General features: G+C 73.5%; 15 protein-coding genes and 2 pseudogenes. 11 read left to right on the forward strand and 6 right to left on the reverse strand.

Annotated features, from left to right (window positions below; translation table 11 throughout):
• The first annotated feature begins 92 nt into the window (after positions 1 to 92).
• Both O7633_RS18325 and O7633_RS18330 read left to right on the forward strand, forming a co-directional pair.
• Positions 93 to 893, forward strand: a complete 801-nt coding sequence (locus tag O7633_RS18325) for a glucose 1-dehydrogenase (RefSeq protein ID WP_282323290.1) — start codon at positions 93 to 95, stop codon at positions 891 to 893.
• Positions 868 to 1407, forward strand: coding sequence for a cupin domain-containing protein (locus O7633_RS18330; RefSeq protein WP_282323291.1), 540 nt, complete (start codon positions 868 to 870; stop codon positions 1405 to 1407). Before O7633_RS18325 ends, O7633_RS18330 begins: the two co-directional genes overlap by 26 nt.
• Positions 1408 to 1555: 148 nt before the next feature.
• On the opposite strand, the gene map is transcribed toward O7633_RS18330, so the two are convergent.
• A complete protein-coding gene (map, locus tag O7633_RS18335) occupies positions 1556 to 2338 on the reverse strand; it encodes a type I methionyl aminopeptidase (RefSeq protein WP_282323292.1) in 783 nt (260 codons plus the stop codon).
• Between the two features lie 66 nt (positions 2339 to 2404).
• Between map and O7633_RS18340 the strand changes: the two are divergent.
• Positions 2405 to 2626: pseudogene (locus tag O7633_RS18340) on the forward strand (helix-turn-helix transcriptional regulator); the annotation flags it as partial.
• A 193-nt stretch (positions 2627 to 2819) separates the two neighbouring features.
• On the opposite strand, the gene O7633_RS18345 reads toward O7633_RS18340, so the two are convergent.
• Positions 2820 to 4073, reverse strand: coding sequence for a glycosyltransferase family 4 protein (locus O7633_RS18345; protein WP_282323293.1), 1254 nt, complete (start codon positions 4071 to 4073; stop codon positions 2820 to 2822).
• Positions 4074 to 4097: 24 nt separating this feature from the next.
• On the opposite strand from O7633_RS18345, the gene O7633_RS18350 reads away from it, so the two are divergent.
• The 6 genes from O7633_RS18350 (at position 4098) to O7633_RS18375 (ending at position 11078) form a co-directional block, all read left to right on the forward strand.
• Positions 4098 to 4958 (forward strand): DNA-formamidopyrimidine glycosylase family protein, encoded by an 861-nt coding sequence (locus O7633_RS18350; RefSeq protein WP_282323294.1) that lies wholly within the window; start codon positions 4098 to 4100, stop codon positions 4956 to 4958.
• 266 nt (positions 4959 to 5224) lie between these two features.
• Positions 5225 to 6796 carry a sugar transferase gene (locus O7633_RS18355; RefSeq protein ID WP_282328592.1) on the forward strand — a complete coding sequence of 524 codons (1572 nt, stop codon included), beginning with the start codon at positions 5225 to 5227 and terminating at the stop codon, positions 6794 to 6796.
• 32 nt (positions 6797 to 6828) lie between these two features.
• On the forward strand, positions 6829 to 8052 hold the full coding sequence (locus O7633_RS18360) for a histidine kinase (protein ID WP_282323295.1): 1224 nt from the start codon (positions 6829 to 6831) through the stop codon (positions 8050 to 8052).
• Positions 8049 to 8810, forward strand: a complete 762-nt coding sequence (locus O7633_RS18365) for a LytTR family DNA-binding domain-containing protein (protein WP_074478051.1) — start codon at positions 8049 to 8051, stop codon at positions 8808 to 8810. The genes O7633_RS18360 and O7633_RS18365 overlap by 4 nt, the downstream gene beginning before the upstream one ends.
• Positions 8811 to 9067: 257 nt before the next feature.
• Entirely contained in the window at positions 9068 to 9418 is a 351-nt protein-coding gene (locus tag O7633_RS18370; protein WP_043963597.1) for a hypothetical protein, read from the forward strand.
• Between the two features lies 1 nt (position 9419).
• The gene (locus tag O7633_RS18375; RefSeq protein WP_282323297.1) at positions 9420 to 11078 is read left to right on the forward strand and encodes a cation acetate symporter; all 1659 of its coding nucleotides are present in this window, start codon (positions 9420 to 9422) and stop codon (positions 11076 to 11078) included.
• An 86-nt stretch (positions 11079 to 11164) separates the two neighbouring features.
• Here the strand turns inward: O7633_RS18375 and O7633_RS18380 are convergent, their stop codons facing one another.
• Complete coding sequence (locus O7633_RS18380) at positions 11165 to 11983, reverse strand: class I SAM-dependent methyltransferase (protein WP_282323299.1); 819 nt, start codon at positions 11981 to 11983, stop codon at positions 11165 to 11167.
• A gap of 15 nt (positions 11984 to 11998) precedes the next feature.
• Positions 11999 to 12400: a RidA family protein gene (locus O7633_RS18385; protein ID WP_278130298.1), complete on the reverse strand. Its 402-nt coding sequence runs from the start codon at positions 12398 to 12400 to the stop codon at positions 11999 to 12001.
• Positions 12401 to 12578: 178 nt separating this feature from the next.
• Here O7633_RS18385 and O7633_RS18390 point away from each other — a divergent pair, with 178 nt between their 5' ends.
• Together O7633_RS18390 and O7633_RS18395 are read left to right on the forward strand one after the other, a co-directional pair.
• Positions 12579 to 13433 (forward strand): NAD(P)-dependent oxidoreductase, encoded by an 855-nt coding sequence (locus tag O7633_RS18390; RefSeq protein ID WP_282323300.1) that lies wholly within the window; start codon positions 12579 to 12581, stop codon positions 13431 to 13433.
• Between the two features lie 67 nt (positions 13434 to 13500).
• The gene (locus tag O7633_RS18395) at positions 13501 to 14454 is read left to right on the forward strand and encodes a 3-oxoacyl-[acyl-carrier-protein] synthase III C-terminal domain-containing protein (RefSeq protein ID WP_282323301.1); all 954 of its coding nucleotides are present in this window, start codon (positions 13501 to 13503) and stop codon (positions 14452 to 14454) included.
• 563 nt (positions 14455 to 15017) lie between these two features.
• Here the strand turns inward: O7633_RS18395 and O7633_RS18400 are convergent.
• Both O7633_RS18400 and O7633_RS18405 read right to left on the reverse strand, forming a co-directional pair.
• Positions 15018 to 15404: pseudogene (locus tag O7633_RS18400) on the reverse strand (helix-turn-helix domain-containing protein); the annotation flags it as partial.
• A gap of 5 nt (positions 15405 to 15409) precedes the next feature.
• Positions 15410 to 16462 (reverse strand): MupA/Atu3671 family FMN-dependent luciferase-like monooxygenase, encoded by a 1053-nt coding sequence (locus O7633_RS18405; RefSeq protein ID WP_278130303.1) that lies wholly within the window; start codon positions 16460 to 16462, stop codon positions 15410 to 15412.

The raw sequence follows: 16462 nt of genomic DNA on the forward strand, positions 1-16462 counted from the left end.
GAACACTGTTCAGTGATTCCAATCTCATTGACCAGCGTTCAACGAAATTCGTACGGTGAGCCGAGCGGAACCCAGCACAAGGGAGGCACGGCATGTCAGGGGAGTTGGCCGGGCGAACGGCGATCGTCACCGGCGGGGCACAGGGAATCGGTGCGGGGGTGGCACGGGCGCTGCACGCCGCAGGCGCGACAGTGGTGATCGCCGACGTCCACGTCGCCGAGGGAGGCGAGCTCGCAACGGCCCTCGGCGAGCGGGCACGGTTCGTGGAGCTGGACGTGCGGGACGCCGGAGCCTGGTCGCGGGTCGTGGCCCAGGCGCAGCGCGCGTACGGGCGGGTGGACGTGCTCGTCAACAACGCGGGCGTCGCCGCCATCGCGCCGTTCGCGGAGCAGAGCGAGGAGGCGTTCCGGCGGGTGCTGGACGTGAACGTGATGGGGCTGTTCCACGGCATCGCCGCCGTCGCGCCCGCGATGCGGCAGGTCGGCGGAGGTTCGATCATCAACGTCGGCTCGATCGGCGCGTTCCGCGCCTACCCGCTGATGACCGGTTACATCACGAGCAAGTGGGCGGTCCGCGGGCTCACCAGGGCCGCCGCCCTGGAGCTCGGCGCGGACGGTATCCGGGTCAACGCCGTCCACCCCGGGCAGACCGAGACGCCGTTGACCGACGGCGCCGACTTCGACACCGCCCACGTCGCCCTCAAGCGCGTCGGGCAGCCGGCCGACATCGCCGGCGCCGTGCTCTTCCTCGCCGGTGACGGTTCCCGATTCGTCACCGGGGCGGACCTGGTCGTCGACGGTGGCGACCTCGCCGGTGCGGCGAACTGGGCCTCGGTGCCCGACCAGAACGGAAGGGAGGGTGATCGGCATGGATCCGCTCAACTCGCGGCCTGACCGGAGTGACCCGATCTGGACCGCCGCCAACGGCTTCGTGGTACGCGACACCGAAGGCGCGGTCAAGCTGCTCAACGGCGGGCAGGAGATCATGCGCGTCAAGGTCACGGGGAGCCAGACCGATGGCCGGTTGAGCCTGATGGAAGGCCGGATCGCGCCCGGGTTCGGCAACCTTCCGCACGCTCACGGAGCCGAGGACGAGGCCTTCTACGTGGTGTCCGGCGAGTTCCGGTTCATCAACGGTGACCGCACCTTCACCGCCGGTCCGGGCGACTTCGTCTACATCCCGCGTGGCACCCGTCACGGGTTCAGGAACCTCGGCACGGAGGAGGCCAAGCTGCTGGTCTTCTACACCCCGGCGGGGGCCGAGGAGTTCTTTCTCCAGCACGGCGAGGATCCCGACCCGTCCGGCAAGCTGCCGCCCGCGTGGACGGCGGAGAAGTTCGCCGCGCTGGGAGAGTCGCTCGACGCCCACCAGATGATCCTGCTGTCCGACGGCGACGACTGGGCCTGAGCCGCTGCCCGATCCGGACACGAGTCGCGCAAAGCCCGCCGAGCAGGCTGAACGGGCCGATGCCCGGACCATCCGGTCCGGGCATCGGCTGGACCGGAGCAGGGCAGGTCGACTGTTCGGGAGGGTTTGACGGACCGGGGCTGCGACGTCACGGGTGCGGCTGCCCCGGCAGGGTGAGGATCTCGGTGCCGTCGTCAGTGATGGCGATGGTGTGCTCGCTGTGTGCCGTGCGGCAGCCCGTCTTGCTGCGCAGCGTCCAGCCGTCCTCGTCGGTGACCAGCTCGGCGGTGTCCGCCATGATCCACGGCTCCAGGGCCAGCAGCAGCCCGGGGCGCAGCTTGTAGCCCCGGCCGGGCCGCCCGGTGTTGGACACGTGCGGGTCCTGGTGCATCGTCGACCCGACGCCGTGCCCGCCGAACTGCGTGTTGACCGAGTAGCCGGCGGACTGCAACGTCGTGCCGATGGCGTGGGAGATGTCGCCGATGCGGGCCCCGGGCCCGGCGGCGGCGATGCCGGCGGCGAGCGCGCGTTCGGTCGCGGCGATCAGCTCCAGGCTCTGCGCGGGCTTCGAGTCGCCGACGATGAAGCTGATGGCGGAGTCGGCGACGACGCCGCCCACGGAGACGGCGAGGTCGAGGGAGAGCAGGTCGCCGTCGGCGAGCGCGTAGTCGTGGGGCAGCCCGTGCAGCACGGCGTCGTTGACGGAGGTGCAGATGTAGTGGCCGAAGGGCCCGCGCCCGAAGGACGGCGCGTAGTCGACGTAGCAGGACGACGCACCGGCGTCGACGATCATGGCCTGGGCCCACCGGTCGATGTCGAGGAGGTTGGTGCCCACCTCGCAGCGGCCCCGCAGCGTCTGGAGGATGTCGGCGACCAGGGCGCCGGCCTCCCGCGCCCGGGGCAGTTGGGTGGGGCTCAGGATCTCGATCATGCGGCGCCTTCCTCGTGCCTCCAATAACTATCCCGGCCATACTATCCCGGTACTAGAATCGGCCGCATGGTCAGGTTGCCGCTCACCCCCGAGGAGGTCGAGCGCGGGCAGCGCCTCGGCGCGCTGTTGCGCCACGCCCGGGGGGACCGCCCGATGCTCCAGACCGCGCTCGACGCCCGCGTCTCGCCGGAGACCCTCCGCAAGATCGAGTCGGGTCGCGTGGCCACCCCCGCCTTCCCGACCATCGCGGCCATCGCCGACGTCCTCGGCCTCTCCCTCGACGCGCTGTGGGCCGAGATCAACAGGGTCGAGGCCAACCAGGCAGAAATCAACCGGGCAGGGATCAACCACGCAGAAGTCAACCGGGCAGGGATCAACCAGGCCGAGACCGACAGGCCCGTGCGCGCCGTCGAGCCGACCGGCCCCCGCCGCCACGCGCCCGAGCGGCTCGCCTCGTAGCAGCCGGAAGGCCCGGGAGGGCTCAGCGCGCCAGTGAGGCGTACACGTCGATCAGGCGCTTGGTGACCACGTCGGGGTGGAACGTGCGCTCGTAGCGCAACCGCGCCGGGGCGGCCAGCGCCGCCGCGCCCGCGCGGGCGACCGGCAGCGCGGCGGCCAGCGCGGCCGGCTCCGGGGCCACCACCCAGCCCGTCTCGCCCTCCTGCACCCCGTGCGGCAGCGGTACACGGCCCTGCCCGGGGGCGGCCGTGGCGACGGCCGCCGGGCCGGTGCCGGCGGGCTCGCGGGGGGCGTCCGCGCCGACGAGGTACGGGATGCCGCCGAGGGCGGTGCCGAGCACCGGCCGCCCGCTGGCCAGCGCCTCGATGATCACCGTGGGCAGCACGTCGTGCCAGGTGGACGCGGCGATGATCACCGCGCTGGCCTCGATGGCGGCGCGCACCCCGGCGCGGTCCAGCGGCCCGAGGTAGGTGACGTCGGCGCGCTCGGCGGCGGCGGCCTCGGCCAGGTGGCGCAGCTCGCCGTCCCCGGCGATGCGCAGCGGCCCGAGGGAGCCGTCCGGGTGCCGCCGCCAGGCGTCCAGCAGCAGCCCCAGCCCCTTCTCCGGGGAGAGCCGCGCCATGTAGAGGAAGCCGTCGCCCAGCGGCGCGGGGGCGCCCGGGTCGGGGATGCCGTTCGGCTTCACCACGATCCGGTCCGCCGGCACCCCGTAGTCGCGCAGGTGGTCGCCGACCGCGCTGGTGAGGGCGACGAACCGGTCCACCGAGTGCCAGGTGCCCCGGTGCACGGCCAGGGTCGTGGCCATCAGCGCGCTCTGCGCCCGCGACCCCCGGTAGCAGCGGTGCACGATCGCCGGCACGCCCAGCGCCCGGCCCCGGCAGTCCTGGCAGATCACCCCGTCGCGGAAGTAGAGCCCGGAGGAGCAGACCTGCCGGTAGTTGTGCACCGTCTGCACCACCGGCACGCCGTGCTTGTGCGCGGTCCGCACCACCCACGGCGAGAGCAGGGGGTACGGGTTGTGCAGGTGCAGCACGTCCGGCCGGTGCTCGGTGATCAGCCGGCTCAGCTCCTGCTGGGCGCGGGGGGCGTAGATCGGGGAGATCGGCAGCAGCGCCTTCGCCGTCTTCGGCAGGCTCGGGATCTCGTCGGAGCTGCGCAGGAACGGCAGCACCTCCACCCCGGCCGCGCGGAGCTGGGCGATCTCCGCGTCGACGATGGTGTTCTCGCCGGACGGCTGGGCTTCCCGGTACCGGTTGTGCGCCACCACGATTCTCACGGGGATGAAGGCTACCGTTGCAGCATGCCCGAACTTCCCGAGGTGGAAGCGCTCGCCGGCTACCTGCGGGAGCGCGCCGTGTCCCGGCGCGTCGACCGGGTCGAGGTCGCCGCGATCAGCGCCCTGAAGACGTACGACCCGGCACCGGCCGCCGTGTCGGGGCGCACGGTGACCGACGCGCGGCGGCACGGCAAGTTCCTCGACGTCGCCTTCGACGGCGACCTGCACCTGGTGGTGCACCTGGCGCGGGCCGGCTGGCTGCACTACCGGGAGTCGTTCCCGTCCGGCGCGCCGCTGCGCCCCGGCAAGGGGCCGATCGCCCTGCGGGTGCGGCTCGACGACGGCTCCGGCTTCGACCTGACCGAGGCGGGCACCCAGAAGAAGCTGGCCGCCTACCTGGTGGCCGACCCGGCGACGGTGCCGGGGGTGGCGAAGCTCGGCCCCGACGCGCTCGCCGCCGACCTGCCCACGTTCGCCGCGCGCATCCGCAGCCGGCGGGGCCAGGTCAAGGGGGTGCTGACGGACCAGTCGGTGCTGGCCGGGGTCGGCAACGCGTACTCCGACGAGATCCTGCACGCGGCGAAGCTGTCGCCGTTCGCGCTGACCGACCGGCTCACCGACGACCAGGTGGCCGCCCTGCACGCGGCGACCGGGCGGGTGCTGGGCGACGCGGTGTCCCGGTCGCTGGGGCACCGGGCGGCGGAGCTGAAGGGCGAGAAGCGCTCGGGGCTGGCCGTGCACGCCCGCACCGGCCTGCCCTGCCCCGTCTGCGGCGACACGGTGCGGGAGGTCAGCTTCGCCGATTCGAGCCTGCAATACTGCCCGACCTGCCAGACCGGCGGGAAGCCGCTCGCTGACCGACGGTTGTCACGGATCGTACGGTGAGTAACGACACCGGGGGGTTACGGAGGGGAATCGCCTCCGGAGCGCCGATGCTCCCGGTCCGCGCCTCTACCCGGCCCGTCATCCATCGGTATAGTGGCCCGGTCCCCGGCTTTTCGCACCTGAGGTGGAGCCGGCCGGATCCCACGCGGCGCACTGTGCGCGAAGTCCCTCGGGTCGACGTCCGGTGCGGGCCCCGCGTGGGAAACTGAACGGTGGGCGACCCGGGCCCTCACTGCGAGTGAGCGGCGCGCGTCATGCGGGAGGACATGGGTGAGGTGACGACTAGCCTCCAGCGCCCGGTAACCAACACAGGCCGGAGCCAACTCGTGCGGCACGTCGACAGCTTCGAGATCCAGCCGCCGACACCGCCGTCCCACAACGGTGTCCCCCGGTCGGCGTGGGCGCGGGCCCGCCGGCGCGTCTCCCGCTGGCACCGCCCCTACACGGCCGCCCTGCTGCTTGTCGACTTCCTCGCCGTGGTGCTGGCCGACTGGATCGCCCAGGAGGCGTTCGGTCAGGCCCGCGCCGGCTTCTACAACGCCCAGGCGGACCCGACCTGGTTCTACACGGTGGCGTTCCTGCTGCTGCCGCTCGGCTGGCTGGTCATCCTCTGGGGCAACCGGGCCTACGACCGGCGCTACATGGGGCTCGGGCCCGACGAGTTCAAGCGGGTGATCCGCGCCGGGGTGGCGGTGGCCGCCACCGTCTCGTTCATCGCGTTCGCCACCAAGACCGACCTGTCCCGGTGGTCGGTCGGTTTCGCCCTGCTCGGGGCGTTGGTGCTGATCCTGCTGGGCCGCATCCTCGCCCGGTTCACCCTGCACGCGGTGCGCCGCCGGGTCGGCCAGGCCGGGCACCGGATGGTGCTCGTCGGCACCCTCCCGGAGTGCCTGGAGGTCTACACCGCGGTCACCCGCAACCCGAGCGCCGGGCTGGTCCCGGTGGCCATCCACATCACCGACGGCTACGCGGCGGCCCGGGGCATCCAGACCCCCGTCCCGGTCTACGCGGGCCGCGACGTCCTCGCCCTGGTGCGGGAGGTCGGCGGCGACACGATCGCGGTCTGCGGCTCGGCCAGCGCCGAGCCGGGCGAGCTGCGCCGGCTGGCCTGGCAGCTCGAAGGCTCCGGCGTCGACCTGGTGGTGGCCCCGCAGCTCACCGACATCGCCGGCCCCCGGGTGCACATCCGCCCCATCGAGGGGCTGCCGCTGCTGCACGTCGAGGAGCCGACCCTGTCGGGCCCGGCGCTGCTGGCCAAGAATTTGATGGACCGGGTCGCCGCCGGCCTCGGCCTGCTCCTGCTCGTCCCGGTGTTCCTGGCGATCGGGGTGGCGATCCGGCTCTCCGACCGCGGCCCCGTCTTCTTCCGCCAGCCCCGGGTCGGCCACGAGGGCCGCACGTTCCGGGTGTGGAAGTTCCGCACCATGTACGTCGACGCCGAGGACCGCCTCGCCGGCCTCGTCGACCAGAACGAGACCGACGGCATGCTGTTCAAGATGAAGCACGACCCCCGGGTCTTCCCGGTGGGCCGCTTCCTGCGGGCCTCCTCGCTCGACGAGCTGCCCCAGTTGATCAACGTGTTGTGGGGCGAGATGTCGCTGGTGGGGCCACGTCCGCTGCCCGCCGACGACGGCGACTTCCTCGGCGACGTGCGCCGCCGGCTGCTGGTGCGGCCCGGCATGACAGGGCTGTGGCAGGTCTCCGGCCGCTCCGACCTGTCGTGGGACGAGGCCGTCCGGCTCGACCTCTACTACGTCGACAACTGGTCCTTGGCCTACGACCTGAGCATCCTGTGGCGCACGGTGGGCGTGGTGCTGGCCCGCAAGGGCGCGTACTAGCGCGCGGCGGCGACAGCCGTCAGGATCGCGGGGTGGCTGGCAACGTCTCCGCCGTGCTCGGCGTCGTCTCCCTCGGCACCGCGCTGGGCGCCGCCCTCTACGCGGTGGTGCGGCTGCGCGCCCGCCGGGGCATCGCCACCGCCACCCAGCGGGCCACCTACGAGGTGCTGCACACCGCCGGCCTGGCCGCCGAGCCGCTGCGTACGGGCCTGAGCGCGGCGGGCGCGACGAAGGCCGTACGCCACCTGCGGGCCCTCGTCGGCGCGGCCGGGCTGGCCCTGACGGACCGGGGCGCGCTGCTCGCCCTCGACGGGCGCGGCACGCACCACGCCGACCAGCTCGTCGCGGCGGCCCGGCGGGCGGCCGACGGCGGGCGGTCCACGGTGCTGGGGGAGGCGGAGCTGCACTGCGACCGGGTCGACTGCCCGGTGCGGGGCGCGGTGGTCGCGCCGCTGCGCGCCGACGGCCGGGTGGTCGGCGCGTTGATCGCCGTCGCCGACGACCAGCCCGCCCCGGGGCTGGTGCAGGCCACCCTGGAGACGGCGCACTGGGCCGGCAACCAGCTCGCCCTGGCCGAGCTGGACGCCTCCCGGGAGCGGCTGGCCCGCGCCGAGGTACGCGCGCTGCGCGCCCAGATCAGCCCGCACTTCATCTACAACGCGCTGACCGCCATCGGCTCCTTCGTGCGCACCGACCCGGAGCGGGCCCGGGAGCTGATCCTGGAGTTCGCCGAGTTCACCCGCTACTCCTTCCGGGCGCACGGCGAGTTCACCACCCTCGCGGAGGAGCTGCGCTCCATCGACCGCTACCTGACCATCGAGCGGGCCCGCTTCGGTGACCGGTTGCAGGTGCGGTTGCAGATCGCCCCGGAGGTGCTGCCGGTGACCCTGCCGTTCCTCTGCCTCCAGCCGTTGGTGGAGAACGCCGTCCGGCACGGGTTGTCCCGCAAGCCCGGCCCCGGCATGGTGAGCATCGAGGCCCGCGACGCGGGTGCCGAGTGCCACATCACGGTGGAGGACGACGGAGTGGGCATGGACCCGACGACACTGACCGCCGGCATCGCGGAGCTGGCCGGGGCCGGCAGCGACCCCACCGACGATCCGGGCCAGCACGTCGGCCTGTCGAACGTCGACGAGCGGCTCCGCTCGGCCTTCGGGGACCGGTTCGGCCTGGTCGTCGAGACCGGCCTCGGCTCCGGCACGAAGGTGAGCATGCGGGTGCCGAAGTTCCACCCCGGTGTGCGGGTCGCCTCGTGACCACCCCCGGCTTCCTGCGGGTGCTCGCCGTCGACGACGAGCCGCCGGCGCTGGACGAGCTGGCGTACCACCTGCGGGCCGACCCGCGGGTAGCCCGGCTGCACACGGCGGGCGACGCCACCGAGGCGCTGCGGGTGCTCCGCGACGCCGACGTGGACGTGGTCTTCCTCGACATCCGCATGCCCGGCCTCGACGGCATGGAACTGGCCCGGGTGCTGCGCCGGTTCGCCCGGCCCCCGGCGATCGTCTTCGTCACCGCGTACGACGACGGGGCCGTGGACGCCTTCGACCTGGGCGCGACGGACTACGTGCGCAAGCCGGTGCGGGCGGAGCGGCTGGCCGAGTCGCTGCGCCGGGTCATCGGCTCCCGGGTGGTCGCCACGCACCCGGCGGCGCTGGCCCGCGCCGAGGAGGACCCGACGATCCCGATCGAGCTGGCCGGGACGACCCGGATGCTGCCCCGGTCGGCGGTGCGCTGGGTGGAGGCGCAGGGCGACTACGCCCGACTGCACACCGCCGACGGCTCGCACCTGGTGCGGGTGTCGCTGGCCACCCTCGCCGAGCGCTGGGCGGACGCCGGGTTCGTCCGCATCCACCGGTCGTACCTGGTGCAGCTCAAGCTCATCGCCGAGCTGCGGCTGGTCAACTCCGGCTACGTGGTGGTGGTCGACTCGACGGAGCTGCCGGTGAGCCGCCGGCACACCCGGGAGCTGAAGGACAAGCTGGTCCGCGCCGCCAAGCAGGACTGGAACCGCTGACGGAGGCGGGTCGCCGGGGCTTGTCCACGCCGTCGTCCACCGAGTTACCCACAGGGTTATCCACAGGTGTGGAGAGTTCTCCACAGGTTGTGCACAGCGCAGTGTCTTGACATTCCCACCGATCGGGCCAGACTGCCGGGGTGGCCGCACCCGACGACCCCGTACCGTCGCCCCGGGCGACCGCCCGGGACGAGGCACCGGGCGGCACCCCGGGCCAGGCGACAGGCGCAGCGCCGACCGCGCCCGGCCGGACCCGGATCGTGCTGGCCGAGGTGTCCCGCCGGGAACCCGACGCCGACCGGGCCCGCGCCGAGCTGGCCCAGCAGACCCGCGTCGGCGAGGCGCTGGTCCGGGGCCTGGTGCGGGCCCAGCTCGCCCTGGCGCTGCGGCTGAGCCTGGTGGTGCTGATCGGCCTGGGCGGCCTGCCCTGGCTGTTCGCCATCGCGCCCTCGGTCGGCCGGGTCACCGTGTTCGGGATCAACCTGCCGTGGCTGCTGCTGGGGCTGGTCTCCTTCCCGTTCCTCATCGCCGTCGGCTGGGCGTACGTGTGGCTCGCCGAACGCAACGAGCAGGACTTCACCGACCTGGTCCAGCGGCCGGAGCGCTGAGATGGGCAACGGGTACGTCGTCCCCGCGATCGTCGCGGTCACCCTGGTCACGGTCGGCATCGGCTTCTACGGGCTGCGGCTGGCCCGGACCACCTCCGACTTCCTCGTCGCCTCCCGCTCGGTCAGCCCCACCTGGAACGCCGCCGCGATCGGCGGGGAGTACCTGTCGGCGGCGAGCTTCCTCGGCGTAGCTGGGCTGATCCTCAAGTACGGCGTCGACGTGCTCTGGTACCCCGTCGGCTTCGCCGCCGGCTACCTGGCCCTGCTGCTGTTCGTGGCCGCGCCGTTGCGCCGCTCCGGGGCGTTCACCCTGCCGGACTTCTGCGAGGTGCGGCTCGGGTCGCGGCGGCTGCGTACGCTCGCCACCGCTTTCGTGATCTTCATCGGCTGGCTGTACCTGGTGCCGCAGCTCCAGGGGGCGGGGCTGACCCTGGCCACGCTGACCGGGGCGGCGTACCCGGTCGGGGCGCTCGTGGTGGCCGTGGTGGTCACCGCGAACGTGGCGCTGGGCGGGATGCGGGCCATCACCTTCGTCCAGGCGTTCCAGTACTGGTTGAAGCTGACCGCGCTCGCCGTACCCGCGATCTTCCTGGTGTTGCAGTGGCAGGCCGACGCCCGCCCGGCGGTGACCCCGCCCGACGGGCCGACGTTCCGCACCGCGACCACCGTCGTGGTCGAGCACCGCGCGACCCTCACCCTGCCCGACGGCGACATCCGCGAGGTACGCCCCGGCGACCGGCTCGACTTCGCCGCCGGCGACCCGGTGCCGCAGGTCTCCGGCACGGCCACCGACGCGGCGGACTGGCTGCTGCCCAGCACCGCCGGGGACGACGACCGGGGGCTGTTCGCCACCTACTCGCTGATCCTGGCCACGTTCCTGGGCACCATGGGGCTGCCGCACGTGCTGGTGCGGTTCTACACCAACCCCGACGGGGCGGCGGCCCGGCGCACCACGCTGGTGGTGCTGGCCCTGGTCGGCGTGTTCTACCTGCTGCCCACCCTGTACGGGGTGCTGGGCCGCATCTACACCCCGCAGTTGCTGGTGACCGGGCAGACCGACGCGGTGGTGGTGCTGCTGCCCGGCGCGGCGCTCGGCGACGGGTCGACCGGCCGGCTGCTCGCCGCGCTGGTCGCCGCCGGGGCGTTCGCCGCGTTCCTGTCGACGTCGTCCGGGCTGCTCACCAGCGTCGCCGGGGTGATCTCCACGGACGTGCTGGGGCGCGGCTCGGTGCGCGGCTTCCGGCTGGCCACGGTCATCGCGGGCGGGGTGCCGGCGGTGCTCGCGCTCAACGTCTCGGGGATGGACGTCTCCCAGGTCGTCGGGCTGGCCTTCGCGGTCGCCGCGTCCAGCTTCTGCCCGCTGCTGGTGCTCGGCATCTGGTGGCGGGGGCTGACCGACGTGGGGGCCGCCGCCGGGGTGCTGGCCGGCGGCGGGGCGGCGATCGGGGCGGTGCTGGTCACGGTGCTCGGCCCGCCCCTGTCCGGCTGGCCGGCGACGCTCACCGCGCAGCCGGCGGCCTGGACGGTGCCGCTCGCGTTCACGGTGATGATCGCGGTGTCGGTGGCGTCCCGGCGGCGGCTGCCGGCCGACGTGGCCGGCACCATGCTGCGCCTGCACTCCCCCGAGGCGCTCCGCTCCGAAGGAAGGGCCCCTTCTTAACGCATACGGTAGAGAAGGGTTCCCTTCTCACCCGCCGAGGCGGGGTGAGCGAGCGCGGGGCGGGCGGGGGTCGGCGAGGAGGCGGGTCAGAAGAGGCGGGACTGTTGTTCGGCGGCCTCGCGCAGCGCCGCCGAGTATTTCACCGTGCCGCCGGAGGCGCCGTAGTCGAGGCGGCGGGCCCCGCTCGTGCGGCGGAGCATCGTCACGCTGTTCTGCGTCAACTTGTGCGGCTCCAGCAGATTGACCATCTCCAGTTCACCTGGATTGGACTGCTGGAACCGGCGCAGGTAGCGCAGAATCGCCTCGCCCTCGGGATAGGTCATCAGGTAATGCATCAACAACACGCCGCCGTCGGGGTTGATGCGCTCCCAGAAGTGCTCGAAGAAATAGAGGCACTCCCAGGCGTCGACCCAGGCGAAGTCGATGACGTCGTAGTCGGCCGGCAGTTTGTCGCCGCACTTCCGCACATCGGAGTTGACCACGGTGACCAATTCGTCGACGAACAGCTCCCGGAGCACCTCCAGCACCCGGCCGGCGGACGAGAACGGGTTGGACAGGTCGTCGACGGCGACCAGGCGGGGCTCGTAGGGCCGGAGGTGGAAGGCCGGCGCGGCCAGCGCCGGCTCCTCGTTGAGCCACTCGTCGTGCAGCCCGTCCGCGAGGTGCCGCCCGGTCTTCGCCGCGAGCGCGGGAGCCTCGGCGGCGACCTGCTCGCGCACGTCGGCGAGGGCCGCGACGAGGAACGGGGTGGTGTAGCCCATGCCCACCTCGAGGACCCGGGCCGGTCGCAGCAGGTGAACCAGGTTGACCAGCAGCGGGGCGACCACGTCGGTGCCCATCTCCGGCACCCGCAGGCCGGTGACGACGCGCTGGAACTCGGGGCTGACGGTGCGGTCCACGCGCATGGAGGCCCCCGCCGCTCAGCCGGCGGCGACGACGGCGGTGACCTCGATCTCGATCAGCGCGTCGTCGCGGAACAGCTTCGACACCTCGACCGTCGTGCTGGTCGGCAGGTCGCCGGTGAAGTACTTCCCGCGCACCGCCGCGTACTCCGCGCGGTGGGCCATGTCGGTGAGGTACGTCCGGATGTTGATCACGTCGGCAAAGGTCGCGCCGTGCGCGGCCAGCAACTGCCCGATGATCTCCAGGGTGCGCTCGGCCTGCGCCGTCATGTCGCCCGGCCCGACGATCTCGCGGTTGTCGTCGTCGAGGGCGACCTGACCCGAGAGGACGAGCAGCGTGGTGTCACCGAGGCGCACCTCGGCGACCTGGGAGTAGGGCCCCGCCGGGGCGGGCGCTCCGCTCGGGTTCACCAGTCTCATCTGCATTGTCTGCTACCTCGCACCGGGATCCGGAGAAACACCTTCGTCAACCTACGGACGCCGGGGACGTTACCACAATCAGCGGTGGACGCCATTCCCCGACAGAGCCGGTGAGTCACAAGTAGTCGCAATAATTGCGGCGTTGTCGCGTCGTCGGACCGACGGTTACACTTCCGCAATGCAGCTCCGAATCGCATTCCTCGGGCTCGGCCGGATGGGCCTGCCCATGGCGATCCGGCTGGCCCGCGCGGGTCACGACGTCGCCGTCTGGAACCGGACCGCCGGCCGGGCGGCGGAGGCCGTCGCCGCCGGCGCCCACGGTGCTGCCAGCGCCCAGGAGGCGGTCGCCGGGCGACCGCTCGTGATCACGATGCTCAGCGACCCCGACGCGGTGCTCGGCCTCCTCGACGGGCTCGTCCTCGACCCGGGCGCGACCCTGGTCGAGATGTCCACCATCGGGCCGGACGCGGTCGCCGAGCTGCGCAAGCGGCTGCCCGCGGAGGTGGCGTTGGTCGACGCTCCGGTGCTGGGCAGCGTTCCCCAGGCGGAGGGCGGCGCGCTGCACATCTTCGCCGGCGGGACGGCGGAGGACGTGGCCCGTTGCGCGCCGGCGCTGTCCGCGCTGGGCACCGTGGAACACGTCGGCCCCCTGGGCGACGGGGCCGCCGTCAAGCTCGTGGTCAACGTCGCCACCATCAACTCGGCCGTGCTCCTCGGCGAGGCGCTGGGCCTGGCGGCCCGGCTGGGCGTCGCCCGGGAGGCCGCCTTCGACGCGCTCGGCCGCACCACGCTGGGCCCGATCGCCGGGGTGATGCGGCCCCGGGTGGCCGCCTCCCACCAGCCGACGCTCTTCTCGTTGGGGCACGCCGAGAAGGACCTGCGCCTGGCCGTGGCGGCCGGGGCCCGCCCCGACGGGGTGATCGTGGCCGCCCGGCGCGCCCTGGCCGAGGCACACGCCACCGGCCTCGGCGACGAGGACGTGAGCGCGATCGTCCGGGCCCTCGCCGACGGGGGCAGCAGCCAGTCGGGGTGAGGCCGGAGGGCCGCCCCGCGCGGCCGGGCCGAGGCCGGAGGAACGCGTCGAGCGGGAGGAGCGAGGCATGGCGGCGATCGTCGACTTCGAGGTGCGGCTGCCCTCCGGGCAGGCCGACGTGCGGGACATGCAGCAGGCTTCCGGGCTGGCGCTGGCCGAGATCCTGGAGATCACCCACACCGAGCGGTTCCCCGTCCTCGACGAGTACGAGACCGCGTGGGAGCTCGCCACCGAGGCCGCCGGCACGGTGCTCAAGCGCAGCGGCGTCTCGCCGGCCGACGTCGACCTGGTGCTCTACGCCGGCTCCGGCGAGTGGGACCGGCCGTTCTGGTCACCGGCGGCGAAGGTCGCCGCCGAACTGGGCATCGAGCGGGCGCACTGCTTCGAGGTGTCCAACTTCTGCAACGCGGCGATGACGGCGGTGCAGCTCGCCGCCGACAAGATCACCCTCGGTCGCGCCCGGCACGCCCTGGTCCTCGTCGGCGACCGGCTGAGCCAACTGGTCGACTACCACGACCCCGACTCGAAGATGCTGTTCAACTTCGGCGACGCCCCCGCCGCCGTTCTCGTCGGCCGCGACGGGCCGCTCGAACTGCTGCACTCGCAGATGCGCACCGAGCCGGAGTGGGCCGACTACTACTCCGGCGACATCGAGGACGACCGCATTCTCATGCGTCGGCGCGGACACCGCCGAGGGCTCGGCGACGCGTACCTGCGCAACTTCGTGGAGCTGACCAACGACACGCTGTCGACCCTGGACCTGGCCCCGGCGGACGTGCGCTACTTCCTCATCAACCAGGGCGACCGCAACATGCACGAGCGGGTCCTCGGGGCGTTGGGCGTGCCGCCGGAGCGGTCCGTGTTCAACTACCACCGCTACGGGCACATGGGCGGCTCGGACCCGTTCCTCGCCCTCGCCGAGCTGATGGACGGGGGTCGGCTCTCCCCGGGGGACGTGGTGCTGGTGGCGAGCAGCGGGATGGGCTTCTCCTGGGGCGTGACCGCGCTGCGCCGCCGCTGAACGTCGGGGACCAGCCGGCCCGCCCACCGGTCCAGCAGCCGCTGCCAGCTCTGGGCCACCGGCACCGGATGCAGGTGGAACCGGGGGTACGCGCCGAGCCAGGCCCGCACCGCCGGGTGCCCGCGTGCCGTCCGCCCGGTGCAGGCGACGTGCACCTCCCACTCGGGTGGCACGCGCGCGTCGAGCGCGGCGAGGAAGTCGAGCACCTCCCCGACGGCCCCGCCGGGCGTCGGGCCGGCCGGAGCGGGGTCGGTCGGAGCGGGGTCGGTCGGAGCGGGGTCAATCGGGGCGGAGTGAAGCGGGGCCGGACCGGTCGGAACCGGGCCGGTCGAAACCGGGCCGGTCGGAACGAGGCCGGCCGGGGCCACGGAGCGGGGGCCGGAGGGCGGGCCCGGCTGGCCCGGCCCGACCGGCTCCGTCGCCAGCGCCAGGATCCGGTCGCCCGCCGCGCTCCGCAGCCCGGCGACCAGGCGTACCGTCGCCGCGAAGCGCGGATCCTGGAACAGCCGCCAGGTGGCGACCTGGTGGGGCCGCAGGCCCGCCGCCCGCCAGAGCCGGGAGACCGCGGTCTGGTTGAGCCCCACCGCCGCCGCCATGGCGCGGGTCGACCAGAGCCCGGCCCCGGCCGGGGGCGCGGTCTGGAGGGTCCGGGCCAGCACGGCGTCGGCCTGCGCCGCCGTGATCCGCCGGCCGGCCCCCGACCGTGGCCCGTCGAGCAGACCGGCTAGCCGCCGGTCGACGAAGCGGGCCCGCCACTTGCCCGCCGTGTGCGGCCCCACCTCCAGCTTCGTGGCGACGTCCCGGTTGGACAGCCCCTCCGCGCTGGCCAGCACGATCCGGGCCCGCAGGGCGAGGCGGCCACCGCCCGTCCACGCCGCCCACTCCTCCAGCGTGCGGCGCTCGCCCCCGGAGAGGACCAGCTCGGCCTTCGGTCGCCCCCGCGCGGCCATGCCGGTCAGCCGTCGGCGGAGGCGAACCGCAGCCGCAGCTCGTTGAGCTGGTCCAGCCCGGCCAGCACCGTCTTGTCCGGCAGCCCGAAGTCGATCAGGCAGGCCACCTCGTCCACCCCGATCTCCCGCAGCCGGCCCGCCACGCCGTACGCCTTGTCGACGGTGCCCAGCAGGCCACCCTCGTCGAAGTAGCGCTGGAACGACCGCTCGACCAGGAAGTCGAGCTCCTCGGGGGGCAGCCGGGACGGGTCGATGCTGCGCTTGCCGTCCATCCGGGACCCGAGGATCAGGTGCAGCGAGCTGCGGATGTAGTCGCTCAACGCGGGGCGTACGAGGTCCCGCGTCTCGTCCTCGTCGTCGCCGAGGTGGGTGTGCACCATGAGGGCCACGTGCCCCGGCCAGCCGCCGGGCCGGGCCGCGGCGGCCTCCCGGTAGACCGCGATCTTCGCAGCCAGCTCGTCGAGGTCCTGGCCGAGCAGGTGGGTCAGCAGGCCCGCGCCGAGCTCGCCGGCGGTGCGGAAGGTCTCCACCGCGCCGCCGCTGGTCAGCCAGATGGGCAGCTCCGCCTGCACCGGCGGCGGGAAGACGCGTACCTGCCGGGTCTCCCCGACCCCGTCGGTGGCGGTGATCGACTCGCCCCGCCACAGCGCGCGGACCTGCTCGGCGTACTCGGCCAGGAGGGCGCGGCGGTCGGCGTACGTCTCCGGGCGGAGCACGAAGTCGGCGGCGTGCCAGCCGGAGGCGAGGGACACGCCGACCCGCCCGTTGGAGAGGTTGTCCACCATGGCCCACTCCTCCGCGATGCGCAGCGGGTGGTGCAGCGGCGCGACGACGCTGCCCGCGCGGATCGCCACCCGGCTGGTCACCGCCGCGACCGCCGCGCTGGTGACCGACGGGTTCGGGTAGAGGCCGCCGAACGGGTGGAAGTGGCGCTCCGGCGTCCAGACGGCGGCGAAGTCGTTGGCGTCGGCGAACCGCGCGCCCTCCAGCAGCACGCGGTACCGGTCGTGCTGGCCGAGCCGGCTGTCGTTGGCGAAGTAGAAGAGGCTGAAGTCCAT

Origin of the sequence: Micromonospora sp. WMMD712 (genome assembly GCF_029581295.1) — a bacterium.
In the GTDB taxonomy this organism is placed as follows: domain Bacteria; phylum Actinomycetota; class Actinomycetes; order Mycobacteriales; family Micromonosporaceae; genus Micromonospora; species Micromonospora carbonacea.